At 70.7% G+C, this 21403-nt stretch carries 19 protein-coding genes; 4 read left to right on the top strand and 15 right to left on the bottom strand.

Going from position 1 to position 21403, the window contains the following annotated elements; translation table 11 throughout:
* Nucleotides 1-23 precede the first annotated feature (23 nt).
* The 5 genes from trpA to OIE47_RS35145 all read right to left on the bottom strand — a co-directional run bounded on the left by trpA (nucleotide 24) and on the right by OIE47_RS35145 (nucleotide 4163).
* Nucleotides 24-818 carry a tryptophan synthase subunit alpha gene (trpA, locus tag OIE47_RS35165; protein WP_326558858.1) on the bottom strand — a complete coding sequence of 265 codons (795 nt, stop codon included), beginning with the start codon at nucleotides 816-818 and terminating at the stop codon, nucleotides 24-26.
* Nucleotides 815-2131, bottom strand: a complete 1317-nt coding sequence (gene trpB / locus OIE47_RS35160; protein ID WP_326558857.1) for a tryptophan synthase subunit beta — start codon at nucleotides 2129-2131, stop codon at nucleotides 815-817. Before trpB ends, trpA begins: the two co-directional genes overlap by 4 nt.
* A gap of 132 nt (nucleotides 2132-2263) precedes the next feature.
* Nucleotides 2264-2545: a DUF6295 family protein gene (locus OIE47_RS35155; RefSeq protein ID WP_326558856.1), complete on the bottom strand. Its 282-nt coding sequence runs from the start codon at nucleotides 2543-2545 to the stop codon at nucleotides 2264-2266.
* A gap of 10 nt (nucleotides 2546-2555) precedes the next feature.
* On the bottom strand, nucleotides 2556-3299 hold the full coding sequence (locus OIE47_RS35150; RefSeq protein ID WP_326558855.1) for a dienelactone hydrolase family protein: 744 nt from the start codon (nucleotides 3297-3299) through the stop codon (nucleotides 2556-2558).
* Between the two features lie 147 nt (nucleotides 3300-3446).
* Nucleotides 3447-4163: a DUF981 family protein gene (locus OIE47_RS35145; RefSeq protein WP_326558854.1), complete on the bottom strand. Its 717-nt coding sequence runs from the start codon at nucleotides 4161-4163 to the stop codon at nucleotides 3447-3449.
* A 435-nt stretch (nucleotides 4164-4598) separates the two neighbouring features.
* Between OIE47_RS35145 and OIE47_RS35140 the strand changes: the two genes are divergently transcribed.
* Entirely contained in the window at nucleotides 4599-5453 is an 855-nt protein-coding gene (locus OIE47_RS35140; RefSeq protein WP_326558853.1) for a PhzF family phenazine biosynthesis protein, read from the top strand.
* Here the strand turns inward: OIE47_RS35140 and OIE47_RS35135 are convergent.
* Nucleotides 5450-6655, bottom strand: a complete 1206-nt coding sequence (locus tag OIE47_RS35135) for a CaiB/BaiF CoA transferase family protein (RefSeq protein ID WP_326558852.1) — start codon at nucleotides 6653-6655, stop codon at nucleotides 5450-5452. The genes OIE47_RS35140 and OIE47_RS35135 overlap by 4 nt on opposite strands.
* Nucleotides 6656-6720: 65 nt before the next feature.
* Here OIE47_RS35135 and OIE47_RS35130 point away from each other — a divergent pair, with 65 nt between their 5' ends.
* The gene (locus OIE47_RS35130) at nucleotides 6721-7956 is read left to right on the top strand and encodes a low temperature requirement protein A (protein WP_326558851.1); all 1236 of its coding nucleotides are present in this window, start codon (nucleotides 6721-6723) and stop codon (nucleotides 7954-7956) included.
* A gap of 11 nt (nucleotides 7957-7967) precedes the next feature.
* On the opposite strand, the gene OIE47_RS35125 is transcribed toward OIE47_RS35130, so the two are convergent.
* On the bottom strand, nucleotides 7968-8957 hold the full coding sequence (locus tag OIE47_RS35125; RefSeq protein WP_326558850.1) for a Bug family tripartite tricarboxylate transporter substrate binding protein: 990 nt from the start codon (nucleotides 8955-8957) through the stop codon (nucleotides 7968-7970).
* A gap of 241 nt (nucleotides 8958-9198) precedes the next feature.
* Here OIE47_RS35125 and OIE47_RS35120 point away from each other — a divergent pair, with 241 nt between their 5' ends.
* Both OIE47_RS35120 and OIE47_RS35115 read left to right on the top strand, forming a co-directional pair.
* Nucleotides 9199-10758, top strand: a complete 1560-nt coding sequence (locus OIE47_RS35120; protein ID WP_326558849.1) for a sensor histidine kinase — start codon at nucleotides 9199-9201, stop codon at nucleotides 10756-10758.
* Nucleotides 10755-11432 carry a response regulator gene (locus OIE47_RS35115; RefSeq protein WP_326558848.1) on the top strand — a complete coding sequence of 226 codons (678 nt, stop codon included), beginning with the start codon at nucleotides 10755-10757 and terminating at the stop codon, nucleotides 11430-11432. Before OIE47_RS35120 ends, OIE47_RS35115 begins: the two co-directional genes overlap by 4 nt.
* Nucleotides 11433-11444: 12 nt before the next feature.
* On the opposite strand, the gene OIE47_RS35110 is transcribed toward OIE47_RS35115, so the two are convergent.
* The 8 genes from OIE47_RS35110 to OIE47_RS35075 form a co-directional block, all read right to left on the bottom strand.
* Nucleotides 11445-12995 (bottom strand): tripartite tricarboxylate transporter permease, encoded by a 1551-nt coding sequence (locus OIE47_RS35110; RefSeq protein ID WP_326558847.1) that lies wholly within the window; start codon nucleotides 12993-12995, stop codon nucleotides 11445-11447.
* Nucleotides 12992-13648, bottom strand: a complete 657-nt coding sequence (locus tag OIE47_RS35105; protein ID WP_326558846.1) for a tripartite tricarboxylate transporter TctB family protein — start codon at nucleotides 13646-13648, stop codon at nucleotides 12992-12994. Before OIE47_RS35105 ends, OIE47_RS35110 begins: the two co-directional genes overlap by 4 nt.
* A gap of 32 nt (nucleotides 13649-13680) precedes the next feature.
* Nucleotides 13681-14763 carry a Bug family tripartite tricarboxylate transporter substrate binding protein gene (locus OIE47_RS35100; protein WP_326558845.1) on the bottom strand — a complete coding sequence of 361 codons (1083 nt, stop codon included), beginning with the start codon at nucleotides 14761-14763 and terminating at the stop codon, nucleotides 13681-13683.
* Nucleotides 14764-15018: 255 nt separating this feature from the next.
* On the bottom strand, nucleotides 15019-15363 hold the full coding sequence (locus OIE47_RS35095; RefSeq protein ID WP_326558844.1) for a C40 family peptidase: 345 nt from the start codon (nucleotides 15361-15363) through the stop codon (nucleotides 15019-15021).
* Nucleotides 15364-16160: 797 nt separating this feature from the next.
* Entirely contained in the window at nucleotides 16161-18263 is a 2103-nt protein-coding gene (locus OIE47_RS35090; protein WP_326558843.1) for an alpha-galactosidase, read from the bottom strand.
* 49 nt (nucleotides 18264-18312) lie between these two features.
* Nucleotides 18313-19137 (bottom strand): carbohydrate ABC transporter permease, encoded by an 825-nt coding sequence (locus OIE47_RS35085; RefSeq protein ID WP_326558842.1) that lies wholly within the window; start codon nucleotides 19135-19137, stop codon nucleotides 18313-18315.
* The gene (locus tag OIE47_RS35080) at nucleotides 19134-20072 is read right to left on the bottom strand and encodes a carbohydrate ABC transporter permease (RefSeq protein WP_326558841.1); all 939 of its coding nucleotides are present in this window, start codon (nucleotides 20070-20072) and stop codon (nucleotides 19134-19136) included. Before OIE47_RS35080 ends, OIE47_RS35085 begins: the two co-directional genes overlap by 4 nt.
* Nucleotides 20072-21367, bottom strand: coding sequence for an ABC transporter substrate-binding protein (locus OIE47_RS35075; RefSeq protein ID WP_326558840.1), 1296 nt, complete (start codon nucleotides 21365-21367; stop codon nucleotides 20072-20074). Before OIE47_RS35075 ends, OIE47_RS35080 begins: the two co-directional genes overlap by 1 nt.
* Between the last annotated feature and the right edge of the window lie 36 nt (nucleotides 21368-21403).

Here is a 21403-nt window from a genome sequence, read left to right as displayed (position 1 = left end):
CCTTCGACCCCACGTGCGAGGGGTCAGGCCGAGCGGACGCCCTCGGCCAGGTCCCTGGCGACGGCTTCCACGGCGGCGATGCCGGACTGGCGGTCGGGCGCGTCGATCAGGGCGCGGACGAAGGCCGAGCCGACGATGACGCCGTCGGCGAAGGCGGCGACCTGCGCGGCCTGGACACCGTTGCTGACCCCGAGCCCGACACAGACCGGTACGTCGGTGACCGCCTTCACCCGTTCGACCAGGTCCCGTGCGCCCGCACCGACGGAGTTGCGCTCACCGGTCACACCCATCAACGACGCCGCGTAGACAAAACCGCGCGACGCGTTCGCCGTCATCGCCAGCCGCTGCGGGGTGGAGGTCAGCGCCACCAGGTAGACCCGGTCCAGGTCGTGCGCGTCCGAGGCCTCCTGCCACTGCGCGGCCTCGTCCGGAATCAGGTCCGGCGTGATCAGCCCCGAGCCGCCCGCGGCGGCCAGGTCCGTGGCGAACCGGTCCACGCCGTACCGGTCGACCAGGTTCCAGTACGTCATCACCAGCGCCGGCGCACCGGCGTCGACCACCCCGCGTACGGCGGTGAACGCGTCCCCGGTCTGCGTACCGGCCGCGAGCGCCGCCTCGGTGGCCCGCTGGATCACCGGACCGTCCATCAGCGGATCCGAGTACGGCAGGCCCACCTCGACGATGTCCACCCCACCGGCCACCATCGCCCGCATCGCGGCAACGGAGGTCTCGACGTCGGGGAAACCCACCGGGAGGTAACCGATCAGTGCGGCGCGGCCCTCGGCCCGAGCCTTCTCGATGGTCGTACGGACGGTCACTTGGCCGCGTCCTCTCCGTGCGCCGCGTCGGCCGACCCGGCCGGTGCGGAGGTGGCGTCCGGCGCGGGCGCGCCGTCCAGCAGACCGAAGTAGTGGGCGGCGGTGTCGACGTCCTTGTCACCGCGACCGGAGAGGTTGACCAGGATGACCCCGTCCGGACCGAGCCGGCGCCCCTCGCGGAGCGCACCGGCCAGCGCGTGCGCGCTCTCGATCGCCGGGATGATCCCCTCGGTACGGGAGAGCAGCAGGAACGCCTCCATCGCGTCCGCGTCGGTCACCGCCTCGTAGCGGCCCCGACCGATCTCGTGCAGCCAGGAGTGCCCCGGACCGACGCCCGGATAGTCGAGCCCGGCCGAGATCGAGTGGCTCTCCACGGTCTGGCCGAACTCGTCCTGGAGGATGAAGGAGCGGCTGCCGTGCAGCACTCCGGGCGCGCCGCCGCTGATCGCCGCCGCGTGCCGGCCGGTGTCGACGCCGTCGCCGCCCGCCTCGAACCCGGCCAGTTCGACCTCGGTGTCGTCGAGGAAGGCCTGGAAGATCCCGATCGCGTTCGACCCGCCGCCGACGCAGGCGCAGATGACGTCGGGCAGCCGGCCGACCAGGTCGAGCACCTGCTGCCGGGCCTCGATCCCGATGATCTTCTGGAAGTCGCGGACCATCGACGGGAACGGGTGCGGCCCGGCCACCGAACCGATCAGGTAGTGAGTGTTGTGCACGTTGGTGACCCAGTCGCGCATGGCCTCGTTCATCGCGTCCTTGAGCGTGCGCGAGCCCGCCGTGACCGGGATGACGGTGGCGCCCAGCAACCGCATCCGGGCCACGTTCAGCGCCTGTCGCCGGGTGTCCTCCTCGCCCATGTAGATCACGGCTTCGAGGCCGAGCAGGGCGGCGGCGGTCGCGGTGGCGACCCCGTGCTGTCCGGCGCCGGTCTCGGCGATCACCCGGGTCTTGCCCATCCGTACGGTCAGCAGCGCCTGACCCAGGACGTTGTTGATCTTGTGTGATCCGGTGTGGTTCAGATCCTCGCGCTTGAGGATGATCCGGGCACCACCGGCGTGCTGGCCGAACCTCGGCGCCTCGGTCAGGATGCTCGGCCGGCCGGAGTAGCTGCGGTGCAGCTCGTCGAGCTGGGCGACAAATTCCGGATCCACCAGTGCCGTGGTGTACGCGGCGTCCAGTTCCTCCAGCGCCGCGATCAGCGCCTCGGGCACGAACCGCCCACCGAACCGGCCGAAGTACGGCCCGGTCTGCGCGGAGAGCGGGGCGGCGGCAGCCGCGGGATCCTGTGCGGTGTTGTCGACAGTCTGGGTCACCGGGTCCTCATCAGTTCGGATCAATAGGTCGCGATCAGCGCGGATCGTCCGGTCGCGGCGGCGAGGCCTGCGGAAAAGCTTACTTTCCGGGTTGCGCCGCTCCGCCGCACCGGATCCGACCCTTCCCGAGGATCAGGACGCCGGACGCGGCGCGCTGGCCAGTCCGGGCGGGGCGCTGGCCAGTGCCGCCTGGATCGCGGCGATCAGGGCCAGCGCCGACTCCTCGGTCAACTCCACCGCCACCCGGGCGCCCGGACCGGCGGCCGGATTCACCAGATCGATGTTCACGGTGTGCTCGTACGGGGCGTGCACGGGGTGGTCGACGTACACGGTGGCGCCGGTGAGACCGAACCAGCCGGTCGGTCCCTTTCCGCTGCCGTCGATCTCGATCTTCTCGGTGACGTAGGTGCACATGTCCGGCTCCTCAGGCGCTCAGGTAGCGGTCGAACCAGGTGAAGATCTTCTGCCAGCCGTCGACCGCCGCCTGGGGGCGGTAGCTGGGCCGGTCGGTGGCGAAGAAGGCGTGCCCGGCGTTCTCGTACGTGTGGAACTCGAAGGTCTTGCCGAGCCGGGTCAGTTCCCGCTCCAGTTCCTCGGTCTGCTCCGGCGACGGGTACTTGTCCTCCGCACCGAACAGGCCGAGCAGCGGGGCGGAGAGCCGGTCGGCCATGCCCAGCAGCGGCTGGAACGTCGCCGGCATGCCCTCCGGGGGCGTACCGACGACAAACGCGCCGTAGCAGTCGACCGCGGCGTCGAGCGGCAACTGGCAGGCGGCCAGGAACGACTGCCGGCCCCCGGAGCAGTGCCCGATCACGCCGACCTTGCCGTTGCTGGACGTCAGCCCCCGCAGGTACGCAGCCGCGCCGGCCACGTCACCGACCAGCCGTACGTCCGGCACCCCGCCGTTGGCGCGGGCGGCGGCGGCCGCGTCGTCCGGGCTCGCGCCGGGCGCCTCCCGGCTGTACAGGTTCGGGCAGACGGCCAGGTAACCGTGGTGGGCGAGGCGACGGGTCATCTCCTTGGTCGCCTCGTCGTAGCCGGGCATGTGGTGGATCACCACCACCGCGCCGTACGGGCCGGGGCCCAGCGGGCGGGCCAGATAGGCCTCGATCTCGTCCCCGTCCGCCCCGGCGAGGGTGACCGTCTCCGCGAGCATCGCGTCGTACATGGTGGCTCCCGATTTCCGCGTATTCGCCGTACCTTGGCCGGTATTCCGGCCCGGATTCGGCCAGCTTAGATCAGCTAGATCAACCGATCCTGGGGGCCTCCGGGCGAACCCGGCGGCCCCCGGGCGTTCACGCGGGGTCGGTGCCGCTCACCACCGGTAGTCGGCGCCCTCCGTGCCGAGGTTGATCAACATTCCGGTGTGGGTGTAGAAGTTCATCGCACTGAACAGGGCGAATCCGAAACCGGCGACGGTCCAGCACCAGTAGAGGATGAGCCAGGAGACCCGGCCGTTGCCGCGTACGGCGACGGGGAAGAGCAGACAGCCGATCGCGGCGGGGCCGTACAGCAGCAGGGCGAAGAAGAGGTTCTCCACCATCGGCCAGTCGTGCAACAGCCCGGTGATCGGTTCCTCCGCCGGAGCGGCGCCGACGACGTTGAACCGGATGATGGCCAGGGTGCACCAGACCAGGATGACGCCGAGCCAGAACACCACCCAGCTCACCGGGGCGAGCACCGCCCGCAGCGCCACCGGGTCCAGTTCCTCGCCGTCCGGCCGCCGGCCGAGATACCAGGCGGCGGCCAGCAGGATGACGCCCAGCAGCAGGGTCGGCTCGCCGAAGATCGTGTCGATGTAGTCCTTGGCGGGGGCGGAGGGATGCCAGACCGTCGTGACGAAGCCGAGCGAGGTGAGGACAAATCCGAGGATGCCGAACGTCGCCGCCCAGCCGCTCGGGCTGACCGGCTGGTTGCCGAGCAGCAGCAGCGGGGGTCGTTCACCCCGGACCACCGCCCAGAAGCGCGGTACGAGGAGCAGAGCGATGCCGGCGCAAGCGCCCATCAGGGTGTTGAAGAGGATCAGCCGCATGGTGTCTCTCCTTAGGCGTGCGGCGAGAACTGCCATCGTGGTGCCGTCCGAACCGAACTTGTCGCGGTAGGGAAGGAGGCTGACGCGGATGGGAGCCGACTGCCGTGGGGCGGGCGTCACCAGGGCTGCGGATGGGTGCCTACGGAGGGGTTCGGGGTTGACTCGTGATCGGTGATCTGCCTGCCCGCGGTCGTCGTCCGGCGACCGCCGGCATCGGTTGGGAGTGACCACCGACGGCCCCCGATACATTCAAGTTTGTCAACAATCCGGGGTGTGTTCGCAACGTAGACGATGAGTGAAAATGAACCATTCTCGTACTCACCGGCATCGGCGGCGCGAGCAGGGGATCCTTGCCGGTTGCCGGGCGGGTCCGTCGAGCCAGTGGACGGCGATTGGCCGTCGCCGCTCCCGTACCCCGCGCGTAGGGTCGCGATCATGGAAATCCAGCGGTACGCCGCCTTCAGCACCAGCCCGAGCGGCGGCAACCCGGCCGGAGTGGTGCTCGACGCGACCGGCGTGGACGGTGCCGAGATGCTCCGGGTGGCCGCCGAGGTGGGCTACTCCGAGACCGCCTTCCTGCTGCCGCGCGGGGACGACCACTTCGACATCCGCTACTTCAGCCCGCTGGCGGAGGTGCCGTTCTGCGGCCACGCCACCATCGCCACCGCCGCCGCGTACGCCCAACGGCACGGCACCGGACGGATGCACCTCGACACCCGCGCCGGTCGGGTCGACGTGACCACCGCCGCCGCCCCGGACGGTACGACCACGGCGACGTTGATCAGCGTCGCCCCGCGTACCGATCCGATCGACGCCACCGACCTCGCCGAACTGCTCGCGGCCCTGCGCTGGGATCCGGCCGACCTCGACCCGACCCTGCCGCCACGGGTCGCGTACGCCGGTGCCCGGCACCCGGTGATCGCGGCGGCGACCCGGCAGCGGCTCGCCGACCTGGACTACGACCTGCCCACGCTGGCCGCCCTGATGGCACGCCACGACTGGACCACGGTCGACCTGGTCTGGCGGGAGTCGACGGAGGTGTTCCACGCGCGCAACCCGTTCCCGCCGGGCGGGGTGTTCGAGGATCCGGCCACCGGTGCCGCCGCGGCCGCGTTCGGCGGTTACCTGCGCGAGTTGGGGCTGGTCACCGTGCCCGCGATGGTCACCGTCTACCAGGGCGCCGACCTCGGCCGCCCCAGCGTGCTCACGGTCGGCATCCCGGCGGACCCCACCTCCGGGATCGCCGTCACCGGCACCGCCGTACCGCTGCCCGGCCCCTTGCCGAGCTAGGCGACCGTCCGGGCCTCGCGCAGGTGGGCGATGGCGGTGGGGTGCAGGCCCAGGTCGGTGAGGATCTCGTCGGTGTGTTCGCCGGGGTGCGGCGGCGGGCGGCGGATCGCGCCGGGCGTACGGCTGAACCGGGGGGCCGGAGCGGGCTGGACGGCACCGGCGTGGGTAACGAACACCCCGCGCGCGGCCAGGTGCGGATGGTCCGGTGCCTCGTCCCAGTCGAGCACCGGGGCGGCACAGGCGTCGCCGTGTTCCAGCAGCGCGGCCCACTCGTCCCGGGTCCGGCTGCGGAACAGCTCCGCCCAGGCCGCCCGGTCAACCGCCCAGGAGGCCGGATCGAACCGGTCCTGCCGGGTCCCGGACGGCGGCCGGAAGCCGGTACGGGCGACAAGCTCGGCGTAGAACCGCGGCTCCAGCGCACCGACGGCAACGAACCGGCCATCGGCGCACTCGTACGTGTCGTAGAAGGGTGCCCCGCCGTCGAGCAGGTTCGCGCCCCGCTCGTTGCGCCACATCCCGAGCCCGCGCAACCCGTGCAGGGCGGTCGATAGCAGGGTGGCGCCGTCGACGATGGCGGCGTCGACCACCTGCCCGGCACCGCCGGCCCGTACGTCGAGCAGGGCACAGACCACCCCGAAGGCGAGCATCATCCCGCCGCCACCGAAGTCGCCGATCAGGTTGAGCGGCGGCACCGGCCGTTCGCCTGCCCGGCCGATGGCGTGCAGGATCCCGGTCGGCGCGAGATAGGTGAGGTCGTGTCCGGCGTACCCGGCGTTCGGACCGTCCTGCCCCCAGCCGGTCATCCGCCCGTAGACCAGGCGCGGGTTGACCCCGTGGCAGTCGGCCGGACCGAGGCCGAGCCGCTCGGTCACCCCCGGACGGAACCCCTCCAGCAGTACGTCGCTGCCACGCACCAGATCGAGTACGAGTTCCCGGGCGCCGTCGGCCTTCAGATCCAGCCCGATCGAGCGGCGCCCCCGGTTGAGCACGTCCGGATGCGGGGTGCCGAACCGCTCCGGGTGCACGTCGGCGGCCCGGTCCACCCGGACCACGTCCGCGCCCATGTCGGCCAGCATCATCGCGGCGAACGGGCCCGGCCCGATCCCGGCGAGTTCCACCACCCGTACACCGTGCAGCGGGCCACCGGCCGGGCCGTCGGGTCGACCCTCGGACGGATCGACGGACGGGTCTCGTTCGGGCATCCCGCCACGATAGTGATCTGATCGCTCCGGCTCCGACGACGCACCGTGATCGGTATGTTGATTCGGTGCGGCAGCGGCAGTCGGACAAGGGGGTGACCTGGGAAGAACTCTTCTTCGATCTGGCCTTCGTCTTCGCGGTCACCCAGATCACCGCCGAACTGTTCCGCGACCACGACCTGCTGGGCGTCGCCCAGGCGCTCATCCTGTTCATCTCGATGTACTGGGCGTGGGTCGGCGTCACCATCTACGCCAACCAGCGCGACATCGGCAACGTCCGCGACCGGGTGGTCATCTTCACGCTCGGCTTCGGCAATCTCGTCCTGGCCCTCGCCATCCCCGGCGCGTTCGACGACCGCGGGCTGCTCTACGGGGTCAGCTACCTGATCATCCGGGCGCTGCTCGCCGGCTTCGCGCTCAACAACTTCCGGGAGTGGCGGGGCTTCTTCGTCGGCCCGTACGGGGTCGGTGCGGTGATCGCCGGGCCGCTGCTGCTGATCGGCGGGATCGTCGACGGCACCGCCCGGATCGTGCTCTGGGCGACCGCCTCGGCGATGGACATCTTCAGCCCGCTGGCGCTGCGCCGGCAACTGGCCAGGTTCCGGGTCCGGCCCGTGCACTACACCCACCGGTACGGGCTGCTGCTCATCCTCGTACTCGGCGAATCGGTGGTGCAGGTCGGCGCGGTCGCCTCCAGCCTGCCGTTGACCTGGTACCGGATCCTGGCGGTCGCCGGGTCGTACGCGCTCGCCTGCGGGCTCTGGTGGGCCTACTTCATCCACGGTCTCTGGGCGTTCCGCCGGGCCGTGGTCCAGTCCGAGGGGAGCAGCGACGTACGGCGGGCGATCCTCCTCTACGCGCACCTGGGGTTCAGTTGCGGGATCATCGTCATCTCCGTCGGCCTGGCGGAGGTGGTCCGGACGCCGGAGACCGGGATGCGGATGGGAGACGCCGCGCTGCTCTACGGCGGATCCGCGCTGTTCCTCGGCACCTTCGCCTACACCCACTGGCGACTGCACCGGACCGTGGCCTGGCGTCGGCTGCTGGCCGCCGGTGCCTGCCTGGTCTTCTTCCCCGTCGCCACGTTGATTCCCTCCCTGGCGGCGCTGGTCACCCTGTCCGCCGTGATCATCGTGGTGAACGTGGTGGAGCAGGCGATCCTGCGCAGGCACGGTGCCGGCCGGTTCTCCGGCATCGGTCCCTACCGCCCGGACAGCGTCGAGTCCGAGGACGACCAGGGCATGCGGATCGGGCCGGGCAGAGAGGATGACACCACCGACGACGGTCCGGTGGTGAGCGACTGACCGGTCAGCCCTCAGCCGGTGCGGGTGCCCGTGAGGCCGAGCCCGCCCAGCAGGTGGTCGAGCCGGTCGTTCTCCGTACGCAGGAAGTCGCCGAAGGCGTCGCCGTCCAGATAGGCGTCGGTCCAGCCGTACCTGGTCAGGGCGGTCCGCCACTGCGCCGAGTCGTGCAACCGGGCGACCGCGTCCCGCATCGCCAGCACGTCGCGCTCGGCCAGTCCGGGCGGGGCGACGATGCCCCGCCAGTTGCTGAACACCACGTCGACCCCCTGCTCCCGCAGGGTCGGGGCGAGGATGCCGGGGATCCGGTGTTCGCTGGTGACGGCGAGGACCCGTAGCTGCCCGGAGGTGATCTGGTCGGCGTACTCGCTCAGCCCGGAGACACCGAACGCGACCTGGTGGTGCAGGATCGCCGCGAGCAGGTCGCCGCCACCGTCGTACTGCCGGTAGGAGACCCTGCGGGGTGGAATGCCGACCGCGTCCGCGACCAGCATCGGGGCCAGGTGGTCCGGGCCGCCGGCCGAGGACCCGCCACCGACCGGTACGGCCGCCGGGTCCGCCCGCCAGGCCGTGATCAGCTCGGCCAGGTCCCGGTACGGCGACTCGCGGGTGACCACCACGATCGCCGGCTCCTCGATCAGCCGGGCGATCGGCGTGGTGTCCTGGAGCGTCACCTGGGCGGTTCCGGTGTACTGGCTGCCGACCACCCCGAGCCCCATCAGCATCATCAGCCGGCCGTTGCCGCGCTCGTAACCCAGCCGTCGCAGCCCGACCACGCCCCCGCCGCCGGGCAGGTTGAACACCTCCACCCCGCGGATCACCCCGGCGTCCTCGAGCGCCTTCGCGGCGATCCGGGCGGTGACGTCGTAGCCGCTGCCCGGCGCGTTGGGCACCAGCACCCGCAGTTCGGACAGTTCACCGGCGGGCCGCCCGGTGCCGCACCCCGGTACGCCGACCAGCAGCACGGCGAGGCCGAACGCGACCGAGCGCCTCAGCCGTCGCATTTCGATCCTCCTCTGCCGGTTCGTCCCGCCGGTGAGCCGTCCGGTGCGGATACCTGACGTCCGGCGGAGGTACCTGACGATCCTGCTCGTCCGACGGCCGGTTGTCACCAGCCGGGCCTCGGGTAGTTTGCGGTTGACTCCGGCGCCGGTCGGGCGGACGCTTCCCACCACGCCCATCCGGGTCCGGCCCAGCCCGTCCCGGCGTCGTGTGCGTGCCCGACCCCCCGGCGGAGGAGGAGCGATGCGTCAGCGGATGTCCCTGGCCGGCCAGTTCCTGCTGCTCCAGCTCGGCATCGTGCTGCTGGTGGTCGGCGCGGTCGCGGCGGTGTCGATCGCCGAGTCCGACGCCGCGTTCCGGCGCGAGGAGGGCGCCCGGCTGCGGTCGGTGGGGGAGAACGCGGCGATCAACCGTACGGTGCGGCTGGGGCTCGGCGACCCGACCGGACAGGAGGCGCTGGCCTCGGTCGCGGAGAGCGCCCGAGCGGTCTCCGGTGCCTCGTACGTGCTGATCACCGACGCCACCGGCAAACTCGTCACCGGCCCGGACGCGGGCACACCCGCTGTCCTCGGCACCAGCGACGGGCTTGCCGGCCGGTCCTGGGTCGGTGTGGTCGACGACGGGTCCAAGGCGCTGGTCGCGCACGTGCCCGTACTCGACGAGCGGGACGGTGGTTTCCTCGGCCTGATCGTGGTCGGCCACGTCTACCCCACGCTGCCCGAACAGCTCGCCGCCGGGGTCACCAACCTGCTCACCTACCTGCTGCTCGGCGGGGTGCTCGGGGTGGCCGGGTCGCTGCTGCTGGCCCGTCGGGTGAAACGGCAGACGCTGGGCCTGGAACCCGACGAGATCACCGGCCTGGTCGAGCACCGGGAGGCGATGCTGCACGGCATCAAGGAAGGTGTGCTCGGCACCGACGCCGCCGACCGGGTCACCCTGGTCAACGACGAGGCCGTACGCCTGCTCGGGCTGCCGGCCTCGCCGGTCGGGCAGTCGCTGCACGCCCAGCCGATGGAGCCCCGGCTGCGGGACGTACTCACCGGGCGGGTCAGCGGGGTGGACCAGATCGTGCTCAGCGACGACCGCGTGCTGGTGCTCAACCGCCGGCCGGTGCTGGTACGGGGGCGCCGGGTCGGTTCGGTGACGACCCTGCGGGACCGGACCGAGCTGACCGCGCTGCGCCGCGAACTCGACGTCAGCCGGCACACCACCGACACCCTCCGGGCCCAGGCGCACGAGTTCAGCAACCGGCTGCACACCATCGCCGGGCTGGTGGAGCTGGGCGAGCACGACGAGGTGGTCCGCTACATCACCCGGGCCAGCCAGGTGCACGAGGCGCTCAACCGGGACGTGACCAGCCTGATCCGGGATCCGGCGCTGGCCGCCCTGCTGATCGCGAAGGCGAGCCTCGCCGCCGAGCAGGGTGTGCAACTGGTGATCGCCGCCGACTCGGACCTCCCGGTGGTCGACGAACGGCTCGCCGGTGACCTGGTGACGGTGATCGGCAACCTGATCGACAACGCGCTGGACGCGATCGGGCCGGGCGGCCGGGTGGAGGCGGGGGTACGGGTGCACGACGGCGAGGTCCACGTGACGGTCAGCGACTCCGGGCCGGGCGTACCGGAGGAGCTGGTCGAGGAGGTGTTCCGGCAGGGCTACAGCACCAAGGACGAGTCGCTCGGTCACCACGGCCTCGGCCTGGCCCTGATCCGGTTGATCTGCCAGCACCGGGGCGGCAGTGTGCAGGTACGCGGGTCGTCGTTCGTGGCCCGGCTGCCGCTGGTGGTAGGGGTGTCGGCATGATCCGGGTGCTGGTGGTCGACGACGACTTCATGGTGGCGAAGGTGCAGTGCGGGTTCGTCACCCGGGTGCCGGGCTTCGCCGTCGTCGGGGTGGCGCACACCGGTGCCGAGGCGCTCGCCGAGGTGGACCGGCTCCGGCCGGACCTGGTCCTGCTCGACATCTACCTGCCGGACGTCTCCGGCCTGGAGGTGCTGCGCCGGTTGCGCGAGGGGGACGCGGTGGTGGACGTACTCGCGGTGACCGCGGCGCGGGACGTCAACACCATCCGGACCGCGTTGCGCAGCGGAGTGGTCCACTACCTGATCAAGCCGTTCAGCTTCGACGCCCTGCGCGACCGGCTGGAGCGGTACGCGGTCGCCCACCACGGGCTCGCCGGGTCCCGCGAGGTGGCCCAGGACGACGTCGACCGGCTCTTCGTGGCGCTCCGCCCGGCACCCCCGGTCGAACTGCCCAAGGGGCTGACCCGGCCCACCGCCGACCTGGTCGCCGAGGCGCTCCGCAAGGCCGACGGCGACCTGTCGGCCACCGAGTGCGCCGAGCGGGTCGGGCTGTCCAGGGTCAGCACCCGCCGCTACCTGGAGCACTTCGTCGGTACGGGCAAGGCCGGGGTGAGCCTCCGGTACGGCTCCGCCGGCCGACCGGAACGTCGCTACCGGTGGACCGGCGGAGCCTGAGGCGGTGCCGTCTCAGTCGTCCTCGCCGAAGGCCAGACGCTGCACCGATTTGGCCGACCTGCCCCGCAGCCGAGCGATGATCCTCGGCAGGTACGGGACCACCACCGCCAGGACCACCAGCGACAGCAGTACGGCGGTCAGCGGGCGGGTGACGAAGACGCTCAGGTCCCCGTTGCTGAGCACGAGGGTGCGGCGGAACTGGAGTTCCATCATCGGGCCGAGGATGGCGCCGAGGATGACCGGTGCGATCGGGAAGTCGTAGTGCCGCATGAAGAACCCGATCACCCCGATCCCGTACGCGATCAGCACCTGGGTGATGTCGTTCGAGGCGGCGTACACACCGAGGGTGGCGAAGACCAGGATGCCCGCGTACAGCAGCGGGCGGGGGATCTGGAGCACCTTCACCCAGAGCCGGATCAGCGGCAGGTTCAGCGCCAACAGCAGCACGTTGCCGACGTAGAGCGACGCGATCAGCGCCCAGACCAACTCCGGTGACTTGTCGAACAACTGCGGGCCGGGTTGCAGGTTGAAGATCTGGAACGCGGCCAGCATCACCGCCGCCGTGGCCGAGGTCGGAATACCCAGGGTCAACAGCGGCACGAGTACGCCGGAGAACGCGGCGTTGTTCGCCGCCTCCGGACCGGCCACCCCCTCGATCGCGCCCTTGCCGAACTCCGCCTTGTTCTTCGAGCGGTACTTCTCGAAGGTGTAGGAGAGGAAGGTGGGGATGTCGGCGCCACCGGCCGGCAGGGCGCCGAACGGGAAGCCGACCGCGGTGCCGCGCAGCCACGGGCGCCAGGAGCGGGACCAGTCCGACCGGCTGAGCCAGCCGAAGCCGCCCCGACCCGGCTCCAGCGGGGTGACGTGCTCGGGCAGCTGCCGCAGCCGGCTCGCCACGTAGAGCGTCTCGCCGATGGCGAAGAGCCCGACGATGATCACCACGACGTCGATGCCGTCGAGCAGTTCCAGGGTGCCGAAGCTGAACCGGGCCTGGCCGGTGAGACCGTCGAGCCCGACCAGCCCGAGGAACAGCCCCAGGCTGAGCGAGAGCAGCCCCCGTACCAGGGAACGGCCGACCAGTGCGGTGACCGCGACCATGGCCAGCAGGGCCAGGGCGAAGTAGTCCGCCGCCCGGAACTCGACCGCCAGCGCGGCCACCGGCCGGGCGAAGAGGGTGAGCAGCAGGGTGGAGATGGTCCCGGCGACGAACGAGCCGATCGCCGCGGTGGCCAGGGCGGCACGGGCCCGACCCCGTCTGGCCATCTGGTAACCCTCGATGGCGGTGGCCACCGAGGCCGACTCACCCGGGGTGTTCAGCAGGATGCTGGTGGTCGAGCCGCCGTACATGGCGCCGTAGTAGATCCCGGCGAACATGATGAACGTCCCGATCGGGTCGTCCAGGCTGAACGTGACCGGCAGCAGCAGGGCGATGGTCAGCGCCGGACCGATGCCGGGCAGTACCCCGACGAAGGTGCCGAGGGTGACCCCGATCGCGGCGTAGAGCAGGTACTGCGGCTCCAGCACGGTGCCGAAGCCGCTGAGCAGGTCTCCGAAGACGTTCACAGCGGCAACACTCCGGACGGCAGTGAGATCTCGAGCAGTTGGGTGAAGCCGAGATAGATGGCGAGGACCAGGGGCACCGCCACCAGCACGTCCCGGACCGAGTGGTGGCTGCCGAGGATCCGGGCGGCGGCGACGAAGAAGACCGCCGAGGCGAGCACGAAGCCGACCGGGTCGAGGACGAACACGTAACCGAGCAGCGCCACGCCGAGCAGGACCGGGGTGAGCCCCTGCACCGGCCCGGTCGCCTCGGTCTCGTCGACCAGCTCCGTACCGTCGGGCAGGTTCGTACCGTCGGCCAGTTCCGTACCGGCGCCCGGTTCCTTGTCGGCCGGACCGGTTCCGTCGGCCGATGCCGGCTCGCGGACCGTTTCCGTTCGGAGCGCCGGATCCACGCCGTCGGTCGATTCCACTGTGGTCGGGGTGGCGTCGGCCGAGCCTGCCGGGCGGACGAACTGGCTGACCAGGTACCAGGCGGACAGGACCACCCAGCCGGCCGTCACCACCAGTGGCGCCAGCCATGGTCCGTCCGCCGAGAAGTCGCCCTCGGCCGAGTCGTACGCGGTCCAGGCGAGGAACAGTCCCACCACCAGCAGGACGGCGCCGAGGATCCGGGGTCCCCACGGCGCCCGGGGGAGGGCGACCCGCGGGTCCACCCTCCCCTGTGCGTCAGTTGTCGGCAGAGCCATTAACCGGCCAGGCCGATCTCGCTGAGGACCGTGGTGATCCGGGTGTTCTCGCTCTCGAAGTACGCCTTGGCCTCGTCCCCGCTGCGGTAGAAGTCCTCCCACTTCTGGTCGGTGAGGGTCTGCTTCCACTGCGCCGAGGAGTGCAGGTCGTCGATCAGCTTGATGATGGCGGCCCGCTCACCGGCCTTGATCCCGGGTGGCGCCACCAGCCCGCGCCAGTTCATCAGCTCCACGTCGTACCCGGATTCCTTGATCGTCGGGGTCGGCTTGCCGGCGCCGACGTCGATGCCGGTCGGGCCGGAGACCGCGAGGGCGCGCAGCTTGCCGGCCGCGACCAGGTCGGAGTACTCGCTCGCGCCGGAGACGGCCGCGGTCAGGTCACCGGAGAGCAGTGCCGCCTTGGACTCGCCGCCGCCGGAGTAGGCGATGTACTTCATCGCCTTGGGATCCGCGCCGGCCGCCTTGGCGAGCAGGCCGACCAGGATCTGGTCGGTGCCGCCGGCCGAACCGCCACCCCAGTTGATCGACGAGGGGTTCGACTTGGCGTCGGCCATGAGCTGTTGCAGGGTGGTGTACTTCGAGTCGGTCGGGACGACGATCACCTCCTGCTCGGCGGTGAGCGTGGCGATCGGCGTGACCTGGCTCAGCTTGACCGGCGACTTGTTGGTCACCACGCCGCCGATCATCACGAGACCGGTGACCATCAGCTGGTGGGAGTCACCCTTGTTCTTCGTGACGAGCTGGGACAGGCCGAGCGTGCCACCGGCGCCGGGCACGTTGTAGACCTCGACCGACTCGGTGACCAGCTTGCTGTCGGTCAGCGCCTTCTGCAGCGACCGTGCGGTGCTGTCCCACCCGCCGCCGGGTGCGGCCGGTGCCATCAGCTCCAGGGTGCTGGTCGGGTACTTCACCGCCGCGTCCGAGCCGGCGTCGTCTCCGTCCTTGGCGCAGCCGACGGTCCCGAGGGCCAGCAGCGGTACGCACACCAGCGCGGCGGCGCGGCGCCGGACCGCCGATCCACGGCCGGGTGAGTACGGGCCGCCACGGGATCGGAGTCCCGCCGTGCCTCGAACGTCTGTCATCGTTGTCTCCTCGGCCGGGATCGGCATCTGTTGCCGCAGCGTTTCCACTGGGTTGCGTAGATGCTTCCGGTCCGAGTGACTCGGGTCACGATTGCGGTCGCGGAGTTCGTTGTGGTCTTTGTGGTCGTGGCGGGCCCGCCGGATCACCGGCGCCCGCCACTCCTGGTGTCACGGGCCGGGAACGGGGTGGTGCCCGGAGCAGCACTGCTCCGGGCACCACGTGTTGGTCCGTCTTGCCGATCGGCCTACCGGGCTTTACAGGAACCGGTACGCGGTTCCGCCCCGGACCGTGCCGATCCGTACCCCCGTGCTGGGCTTCGTCGCCGCGACCATCCTGTTGTTGCCCAGGTAGATGGCCACGTGACCGGGTGTGTAGATGACGTCTCCGGGCATCCACTGCCCGGCTGGGACACGCCGGCCGCGGCTGGCGATCGCTCCGCTCTGGTGCGGCAACTTGATGCCGACCCGGGCGTAGCTTGCCGCGACCAGGCCACTGCAGTCGAAACTGTTCGGGCCGGACGCTCCGTAGACGTAGCGCTTGCCGACCTGGGCCAGCGCGTACGAGACGACCGTTCCGGCGGCGCCGGACGGGGGTTTCACCGTGGTACCCGGCTTCGGGGTGCCGGTGGACTTCTTCCGCGCCGGCGCGGTGGAGTTTGTGCTCTTCGGCGTACTGGCGGTGCCCCTGCTGGGGGTCTTCGCCTTCTCCTTGGTTGCCTTCGCCTTCGGTGGCGTCGTCGCCGTGGCCGTCGGTGTGGCGGGGAGTGCCGGTGGAATCCTGGGTAGCCGGTCCGCGCGATCGGCGCGTTCGGCGGCGAGCAGTCGGGCCTCGGCTGAGGCCTCCAGAGCGGCGCTGGTCTCGACTGTCGAGCGTTCTTCCGGTTCGGGTCGGGCCCCGATGGCTGCCGGCGGGAGCCAGAGGGCGGTGACGGTCAGGACGGTGGTACCAGCTGCGAATCGGTGCAGCGGATGCCGTACGTTCAGGATCGCTCCAATGTCGGCCCGGTGCTCACATGCGTATCTCGGGCGGTGCGGCCTGAACTGCCGGCCACAGGCCCGAAGTACCGGGCAAAGCGGTATGGAAGTGCTCCGGCCGTGATGAGGGCCGTTCCGGACGCTAGGCGCTCACGCCGTGGATCGCCTGTTGGCGTGAGCCGATTCACCCGTACCAACGACTAGTTCGACGGAACGTCGCGGATTCCTGCCCGATTGCCGTCTCAAACCACCTATATTGGTTCCTATTCGGGCAATCCTCAAGGGACACGCCCGGAAATTCGCGATCAAATTGGCCCGGCCACGCGGCTCCCGGCCGATCGCGAGCGTTTCTCTCGTTCCGGCACGAGGGTACGAGTGGCAAGGGCTCCCACCCGTACGGGAGGGAGCCCTTGCCGCCCCCGTCAGACGCGCTGGAGGACGGCCAGTTCGGCGTCGTGGGTCGCGGTCCAGTGCACCGGAAGGCCAACCGACTGCAGATGACTGCCGGAGTAGTGCCGCTCGTCGTGCCGGTAGCGGGCCGCCGGGTCGAGCCCGCGCAGGGGCAACCGGACCGGGCGGGACGGCAGCAGTCCCGCACCGTCGAGCCGGCCGGTGTGCCAGGCCAGCACGACAACCGTGCCGCCGTCGGGGGAGGTGTACTGCACCGCGCAGCGGGACTGGTCCGGCCCGCCGATCAGGTGCACGGTGCCGTGCATGACGATCTCGCGGATCTCCTTGTAGCGGGCGATCCAGGCGGCGGCCTCCGTACGCTGCTCGGGACTCCAGTGCCGGATGTCGGCCCCGATGCCGAGCACCCCGGCCATCGCCAGCACGAACCGGAACGCCAGCGACCGGGGACGCGGGTCGAACAGTCCGGGGGAGTCGGTCACCCACGAGCTGAGCAGGTGCGGCGCGTTGGCGTGCAGGAAGCCGTACTGGATCGCCAGCCGGTCCAGTGGGCCGGTGTTGTCGCTGGGCCAGAACACATCGGACAGTGCCGCCATCGCCAGGTCGGTACGGGCACCGCCACCGGCGCACGCCTCGATCACCACGTGCGGGTGGTCCCGGCGCAGGTCCCGGTAGATCCGGTGCAGGTTCGCCACGTGGGCCCCGTCCAGGTCCACCCGACCACCCGCGCCGCCCCGCCCCGGTTCCGTACGCGGCCGGTTGAAGTCCCACTTCAGGTAGCCGATGTCGTGCCGGCGCAGCAGACCGTCCACGGTGGAGTGGACGAACTCGGCGACCTCGGGCCGGCCGAGGTCGAGCAGGTACTGGTTGCGGACCGGGGTGATCGGTCGACCGTCGATCGCGTACACCCAGTCGGGGTGTTCGGCGTAGAGCTTCGAGCGGGGGCTGACACACTCCGGTTCGACCCAGAGCCCGAAGTTCAGGCCCAGTGCGCGTACCTCTTTGACGAAGTTGTCGAAGCCGGCCGGGAACTTGGCCGGATCCGGGGTCCAGTCGCCCAGCCCGCCGTGGTCGTCCGGGCGCCCGACGAACCACCCGTCGTCGACCACGAAGGTCTCCACACCCAGGTCGGCCGCGATCCGGGCCAGCGCGAGCTGGTTGTCCGCGTCGACCGCGAAGTAGGTCGCCTCCCACGAGTTGTAGAGCACCGGCCGGGGTGAGAGCCGCTCGCCCGCGAGTTGACGCTGGTAGGTGTGCCAGACCCGGGCCAGCCCGTCCAACCCGTCCGGGCTGTAGGCACCGGCGGCCACCGGCAGGGTGAGACTGGCACCGGCGGGCAGGTCCAACGGGCCGTCGGGCAGGTTCCGGCCGACCCGTACCCGGGTCAGGCCACCGGTGTCCCGGTCGGCGGTGATCTCCCACGAACCGGTCCAGGCCAGCGCCATGCCCCAGGTCGGGCCGTCCGGCTCGGCGTTGTCCCGGACGGCGAGCCACGGAACGTAGAGGTGTCCCGGCACACCCTGGGCGCTGCCGATGGTGAAGCCCCCGTGGCCGAGGTCGACGTGGTCGAGCTGGAACTCCTGGGCCCACTGCCCCCACTGGTAGCTCAGCCGGGCACCGTGCGGGGTGGGTACGCAGAACCCGGCCGAGCCGGCCCGGACCAGTCGCAGCGGCGCGGGGCCGTCGTTGGTCAGCTCGACCCACCGGCGTACGACGTCGGTGCCGGCCGGTATCTCGTAGCGGATCACCGCGCGCAGCCCGGTGACCGGGTCGGCGAAGCCGACGGTGAGTTGCCGCTGGTCGGCGTCGGCCTCGGTGTGGCTCCAACGCCAGGAGACCCGGCGGTCGCCGGTGGCCGTCTCGACCACGAGATCCGGTCCGGTGAACGGGCGGTTGGCGTCGGTGGCGTACTCGATCGGGGCGGCGTCACCGGCGGTGAGGAACGGGGTCGGTCCGTCGTAGCCGACGGGGGAGGGGCCGTCGCTGACGCCGTGCGGACCCCAGGCGACGAGTTCGAGCCAGCGTCCGTGCTCCGGGACCTCCGGCACCGCCACGGTGTACTCCGTGCTCGCCCCCCGTAGCGTCCACACCCGCCGGGTCTGATCACCGCGGCTCATCGGGTCTCCCGCCGAGCCCACGATCGCCGTGCCCACCAATTCCGGTTCATTATTTCACCGCTCCGATCGCGAGGCCGGACACGAAGTGGCGCTGGAAGCGCAGGAAGACCAGCAGGGTCGGCACCGCGGCGATGACCGTACCGGCGGCGATGACGTTCCAGGACGACACGAACTGCCCCTGCAACGCGAGCAGGGCCGGGGTGACCGGCATGTTGTCGTCCGTACGCAGCACCGTGATCGCCCAGAGCAGGTCGTTGAAGATCCAGGTGAAGGAGAGCGCGCCGAGTGCGGCGAGGGCCGGTCGGGTCAGCGGCAGGATCACCCGGGCGAAGATCTGCCCCGGCCCGGCGCCGTCGATGGTCGCCGCCTCCTGGATCTCGTTCGGCAGGTCCCGCATGAAGCCGTGCAGCACGAACGTGTAGAAGCCGAGCCCGAAGCCCACCTGCACCGCGATCAGCGCGTACAGGGTGTCGAAGGTCCCGGTCAGCTCGCTGAACTTGCTCACCGGGATGAGCAGGATCTGCGGTGGGAGCAGGTTTCCGGCGAGCATCAGCAGCAGGATCGTGCGCCGACCGGGGATCCGGAAGCGGGCCAGCGCGAACGCCGCCAGCGCCGCGAGGACCAGGCTGAGGGTGACCGCCGGCACGGTGACCAGCATGCTGTTGATCAGGGCGCGCAGCTCACCGCCGTCGGTCCAGGCCTGGCGGTACGTGTCCAGCGTGAACGAGTGCGGCAGGCTGCCGACCCCGTTGGCGGCGATGTCGTCGAACGTACGCGTCGACATCACCACCACCCAGAGGATCGGGGCCAGCCAGAGCAGCGACAGCAGGCTCATGCCGAGGTGGAACGAGCCGGTGCGCAGTGCGCGGATCATGCGTCCTCCCGGAACGCGCGTACCAGGTAGCCGAGGATGACGGCGAGCGCGAGCACGAAGATGACGACGGCGATCGCGGACGCGTAACCCAGCCGCAGGCTCTGGAACGCGGTCGAGTACATGTAGGTGCTCAGCAGTTCCGACGAGTGGTACGGCCCACCGCGGGTCAACGCCCAGACGATGTCGAACGACCGCAGCGAGTCGATCACGATGACCGACAGCACCACCGCGTTGACCCCGCGCAACTGGGGGATCGTCACGTTCCACAGCCGCTGCCAGTTGTTGGCGCCGTCCATCTTGGCCGCCTCGTGCAGGGCGGGGTCGATCGCCTTCAGTCCGGCCAGGAACAGCACCATGACGTAGCCGATCTGCCGCCACAGGGCAGGCAGGATCACCGCGTACAGGGCGGTGTCCGGGTCGGCGAGCCAGGGGCGGATCAGGTGTTCCAACCCGACCGCGCGCAACAGCTCGTCGGCGACCCCGTCCGGCTGGTAGAAGACCCGCCAGACCAGCGCCGTCACCACCAGCGAGAAGACGACCGGGGTGAACAGCGCGGCCCGGTAGAACCCGACCCCGCGCCGTTCCCGCTGCAACAACAGCGCCATCCCGAACCCGCCGAGCACCGACAGGCCCCCGAAGAGCACCAGCCAGAGCACGGTGTTGACCAGCGCACCCCGGAAGGTCGCGTCGCCGGCCAGCTCCGCGTAGTTGTCGAAGCCGATGTACGTGGGCGGCTCCAGTCCGTCCCACCGGGTCAGCGAGAACCAGAATCCCTGCAGGGCGGGCCAGAACACCCAGATGCTCTCGACCGCGAAGGGTACGAGTACGAAGGCCACCAGCAGCGGCGACAGGGGCTTGCCCCGTCGCCGCCGCCGGCGGGTGCTGGCCGGTGCCGGCGCGTCCGGCGCCAGCACCCGCTCGTCGACGGAAGTCATCAGCCCTTGAAGACCTTCTCGGCTCCGGCCTGCCATTCGCGCAGGATCGCGTCGATCTGGTCGGGCTTGTCGATGAACTTGGTCAGTGCGGTGTCAGCGGTGGGCTGGAGGGCGTCGCTGGAGTCCCGGTTGAAGAACTGGGTCAGCTCCTTGGCGCTGTCCAGCATCGCCTTGCCCTTCACCACCAGCGGCGAGTCGGACGCCTTGGCCTTCGGGTTCGCCGGCAGCACGATCCCCGAGCTGGCGGCGACGTACGCCTCCTGCGCCTCGGCCGAGGCCAGGTACGTGAGCAGCGCCTTGGTGCCGGTCGGGTTGCCCGCCTTGGCGCTGGCGAAGAAGCCGTCGGTCGGCGCCTCCTCGGCCACCGGGACCGCCGGGTCGATGATCGGGAACCGGAAGAAGTCGAGGTCGCCGAGGGCGTCCTTCGGGGCGGCGTCGGCGAAGAAGGTGCCGATCAGGAACATCCCGGTCTTGCCCGCCAGCAGCGCGGTGGTCGCCTCCTGGAACGGGTACGCCTTGCCCTTCGGGTCGAAGAACGGCAGCACCTCGCGCCACTTCTCCAGGACCGCCTTGACCTTCGGGTCGTCGAAGCGCTGCTTGCCGGCGAGCAGTTCGCGGTGGAACGGCGCCCCGTTGATCCGGATGTTCAGGTAGTCGAACCAGGCCGACGCGACCCACGGGGTGTCGCCGAGGCCGATGCCGATCGGCGGGATGCCCTTGCTCTGGAGGGTCTGGCAGAGCGTGATGAACTCGGCCCAGGTCTTCGGCTCCTGTACGCCCCACTTGGCGAAGTTCGACTTGCGGTAGAAGAAGCCCCACCAGTAGTTGTTCATCGGGACGAAGATCTTCTTGCCGGAGGCGTCGGTGGAGAGGGTCCGCAGCGACTCGGGGTAGTCCGACATCCCCTGCCACACGTCGGAGACGTCCAGGAGGAGGTTCTTGCTGGCGTAGTCGTTGGCGACGGAGCCGGCGTACCAGGTGTAGAGGTCCGGCGGGTTGGCCGAGGTCAGGTACGTCGGTAGCTGGGTGCGGTAGGTCTCGGACGCGATGGTGTTCAGCGTCGCGGTGCCCTTGCCCTGCTTGTTGAAGTTCTCGATGATCTTCTCCATCGCGGCCTTGGCCTGCGGGGAGGAGAGGTTCGACTGGAGGGTGATCGGGCCGGTGGCGCTACCGCTTCCGCCGGGGCTGCTGGCGGAACTGGCGCAGCCGACCAGGCTGCCCGCTCCGAGCACGCCCAGGCCGGCGAGGCCGACGTGCCCAAGGAACCGGCGACGACTGGGGTCGAAGTCGCTCACGGGGGTGTGTCCCTTCCTCAACGACACGGTGCGTCA

This window comes from Micromonospora sp. NBC_01796, from assembly GCF_035917455.1.
In the GTDB taxonomy this organism is placed as follows: Bacteria; Actinomycetota; Actinomycetes; order Mycobacteriales; family Micromonosporaceae; genus Micromonospora_G.
Note: the sequence above shows the minus strand (reverse complement) of the source record. Positions and strands in the feature narration are given on the sequence as shown.

Excerpts from the sequence above, each read along its gene's own strand:
- OIE47_RS35155 (WP_326558856.1), bottom strand. The coding sequence starts at position 2,545 with ATGTGCACCTACGTCACCGAGAAGATCGAGATCGACGGCAGCGGAAAG.
- OIE47_RS35150 (WP_326558855.1), bottom strand. The coding sequence starts at position 3,299 with ATGTACGACGCGATGCTCGCGGAGACGGTCACCCTCGCCGGGGCGGAC.
- OIE47_RS35145 (WP_326558854.1), bottom strand. The coding sequence starts at position 4,163 with ATGCGGCTGATCCTCTTCAACACCCTGATGGGCGCTTGCGCCGGCATC.
- OIE47_RS35140 (WP_326558853.1), top strand. The coding sequence starts at position 4,599 with ATGGAAATCCAGCGGTACGCCGCCTTCAGCACCAGCCCGAGCGGCGGC.
- OIE47_RS35135 (WP_326558852.1), bottom strand. The coding sequence starts at position 6,655 with ATGCCCGAACGAGACCCGTCCGTCGATCCGTCCGAGGGTCGACCCGAC.
- OIE47_RS35125 (WP_326558850.1), bottom strand. The coding sequence starts at position 8,957 with ATGCGACGGCTGAGGCGCTCGGTCGCGTTCGGCCTCGCCGTGCTGCTG.
- OIE47_RS35120 (WP_326558849.1), top strand. The coding sequence starts at position 9,199 with ATGCGTCAGCGGATGTCCCTGGCCGGCCAGTTCCTGCTGCTCCAGCTC.
- OIE47_RS35115 (WP_326558848.1), top strand. The coding sequence starts at position 10,755 with ATGATCCGGGTGCTGGTGGTCGACGACGACTTCATGGTGGCGAAGGTG.
- OIE47_RS35100 (WP_326558845.1), bottom strand. The coding sequence starts at position 14,763 with ATGACAGACGTTCGAGGCACGGCGGGACTCCGATCCCGTGGCGGCCCG.
- OIE47_RS35090 (WP_326558843.1), bottom strand. The coding sequence starts at position 18,263 with ATGAGCCGCGGTGATCAGACCCGGCGGGTGTGGACGCTACGGGGGGCG.
- OIE47_RS35085 (WP_326558842.1), bottom strand. The coding sequence starts at position 19,137 with ATGATCCGCGCACTGCGCACCGGCTCGTTCCACCTCGGCATGAGCCTG.
- OIE47_RS35080 (WP_326558841.1), bottom strand. The coding sequence starts at position 20,072 with ATGACTTCCGTCGACGAGCGGGTGCTGGCGCCGGACGCGCCGGCACCG.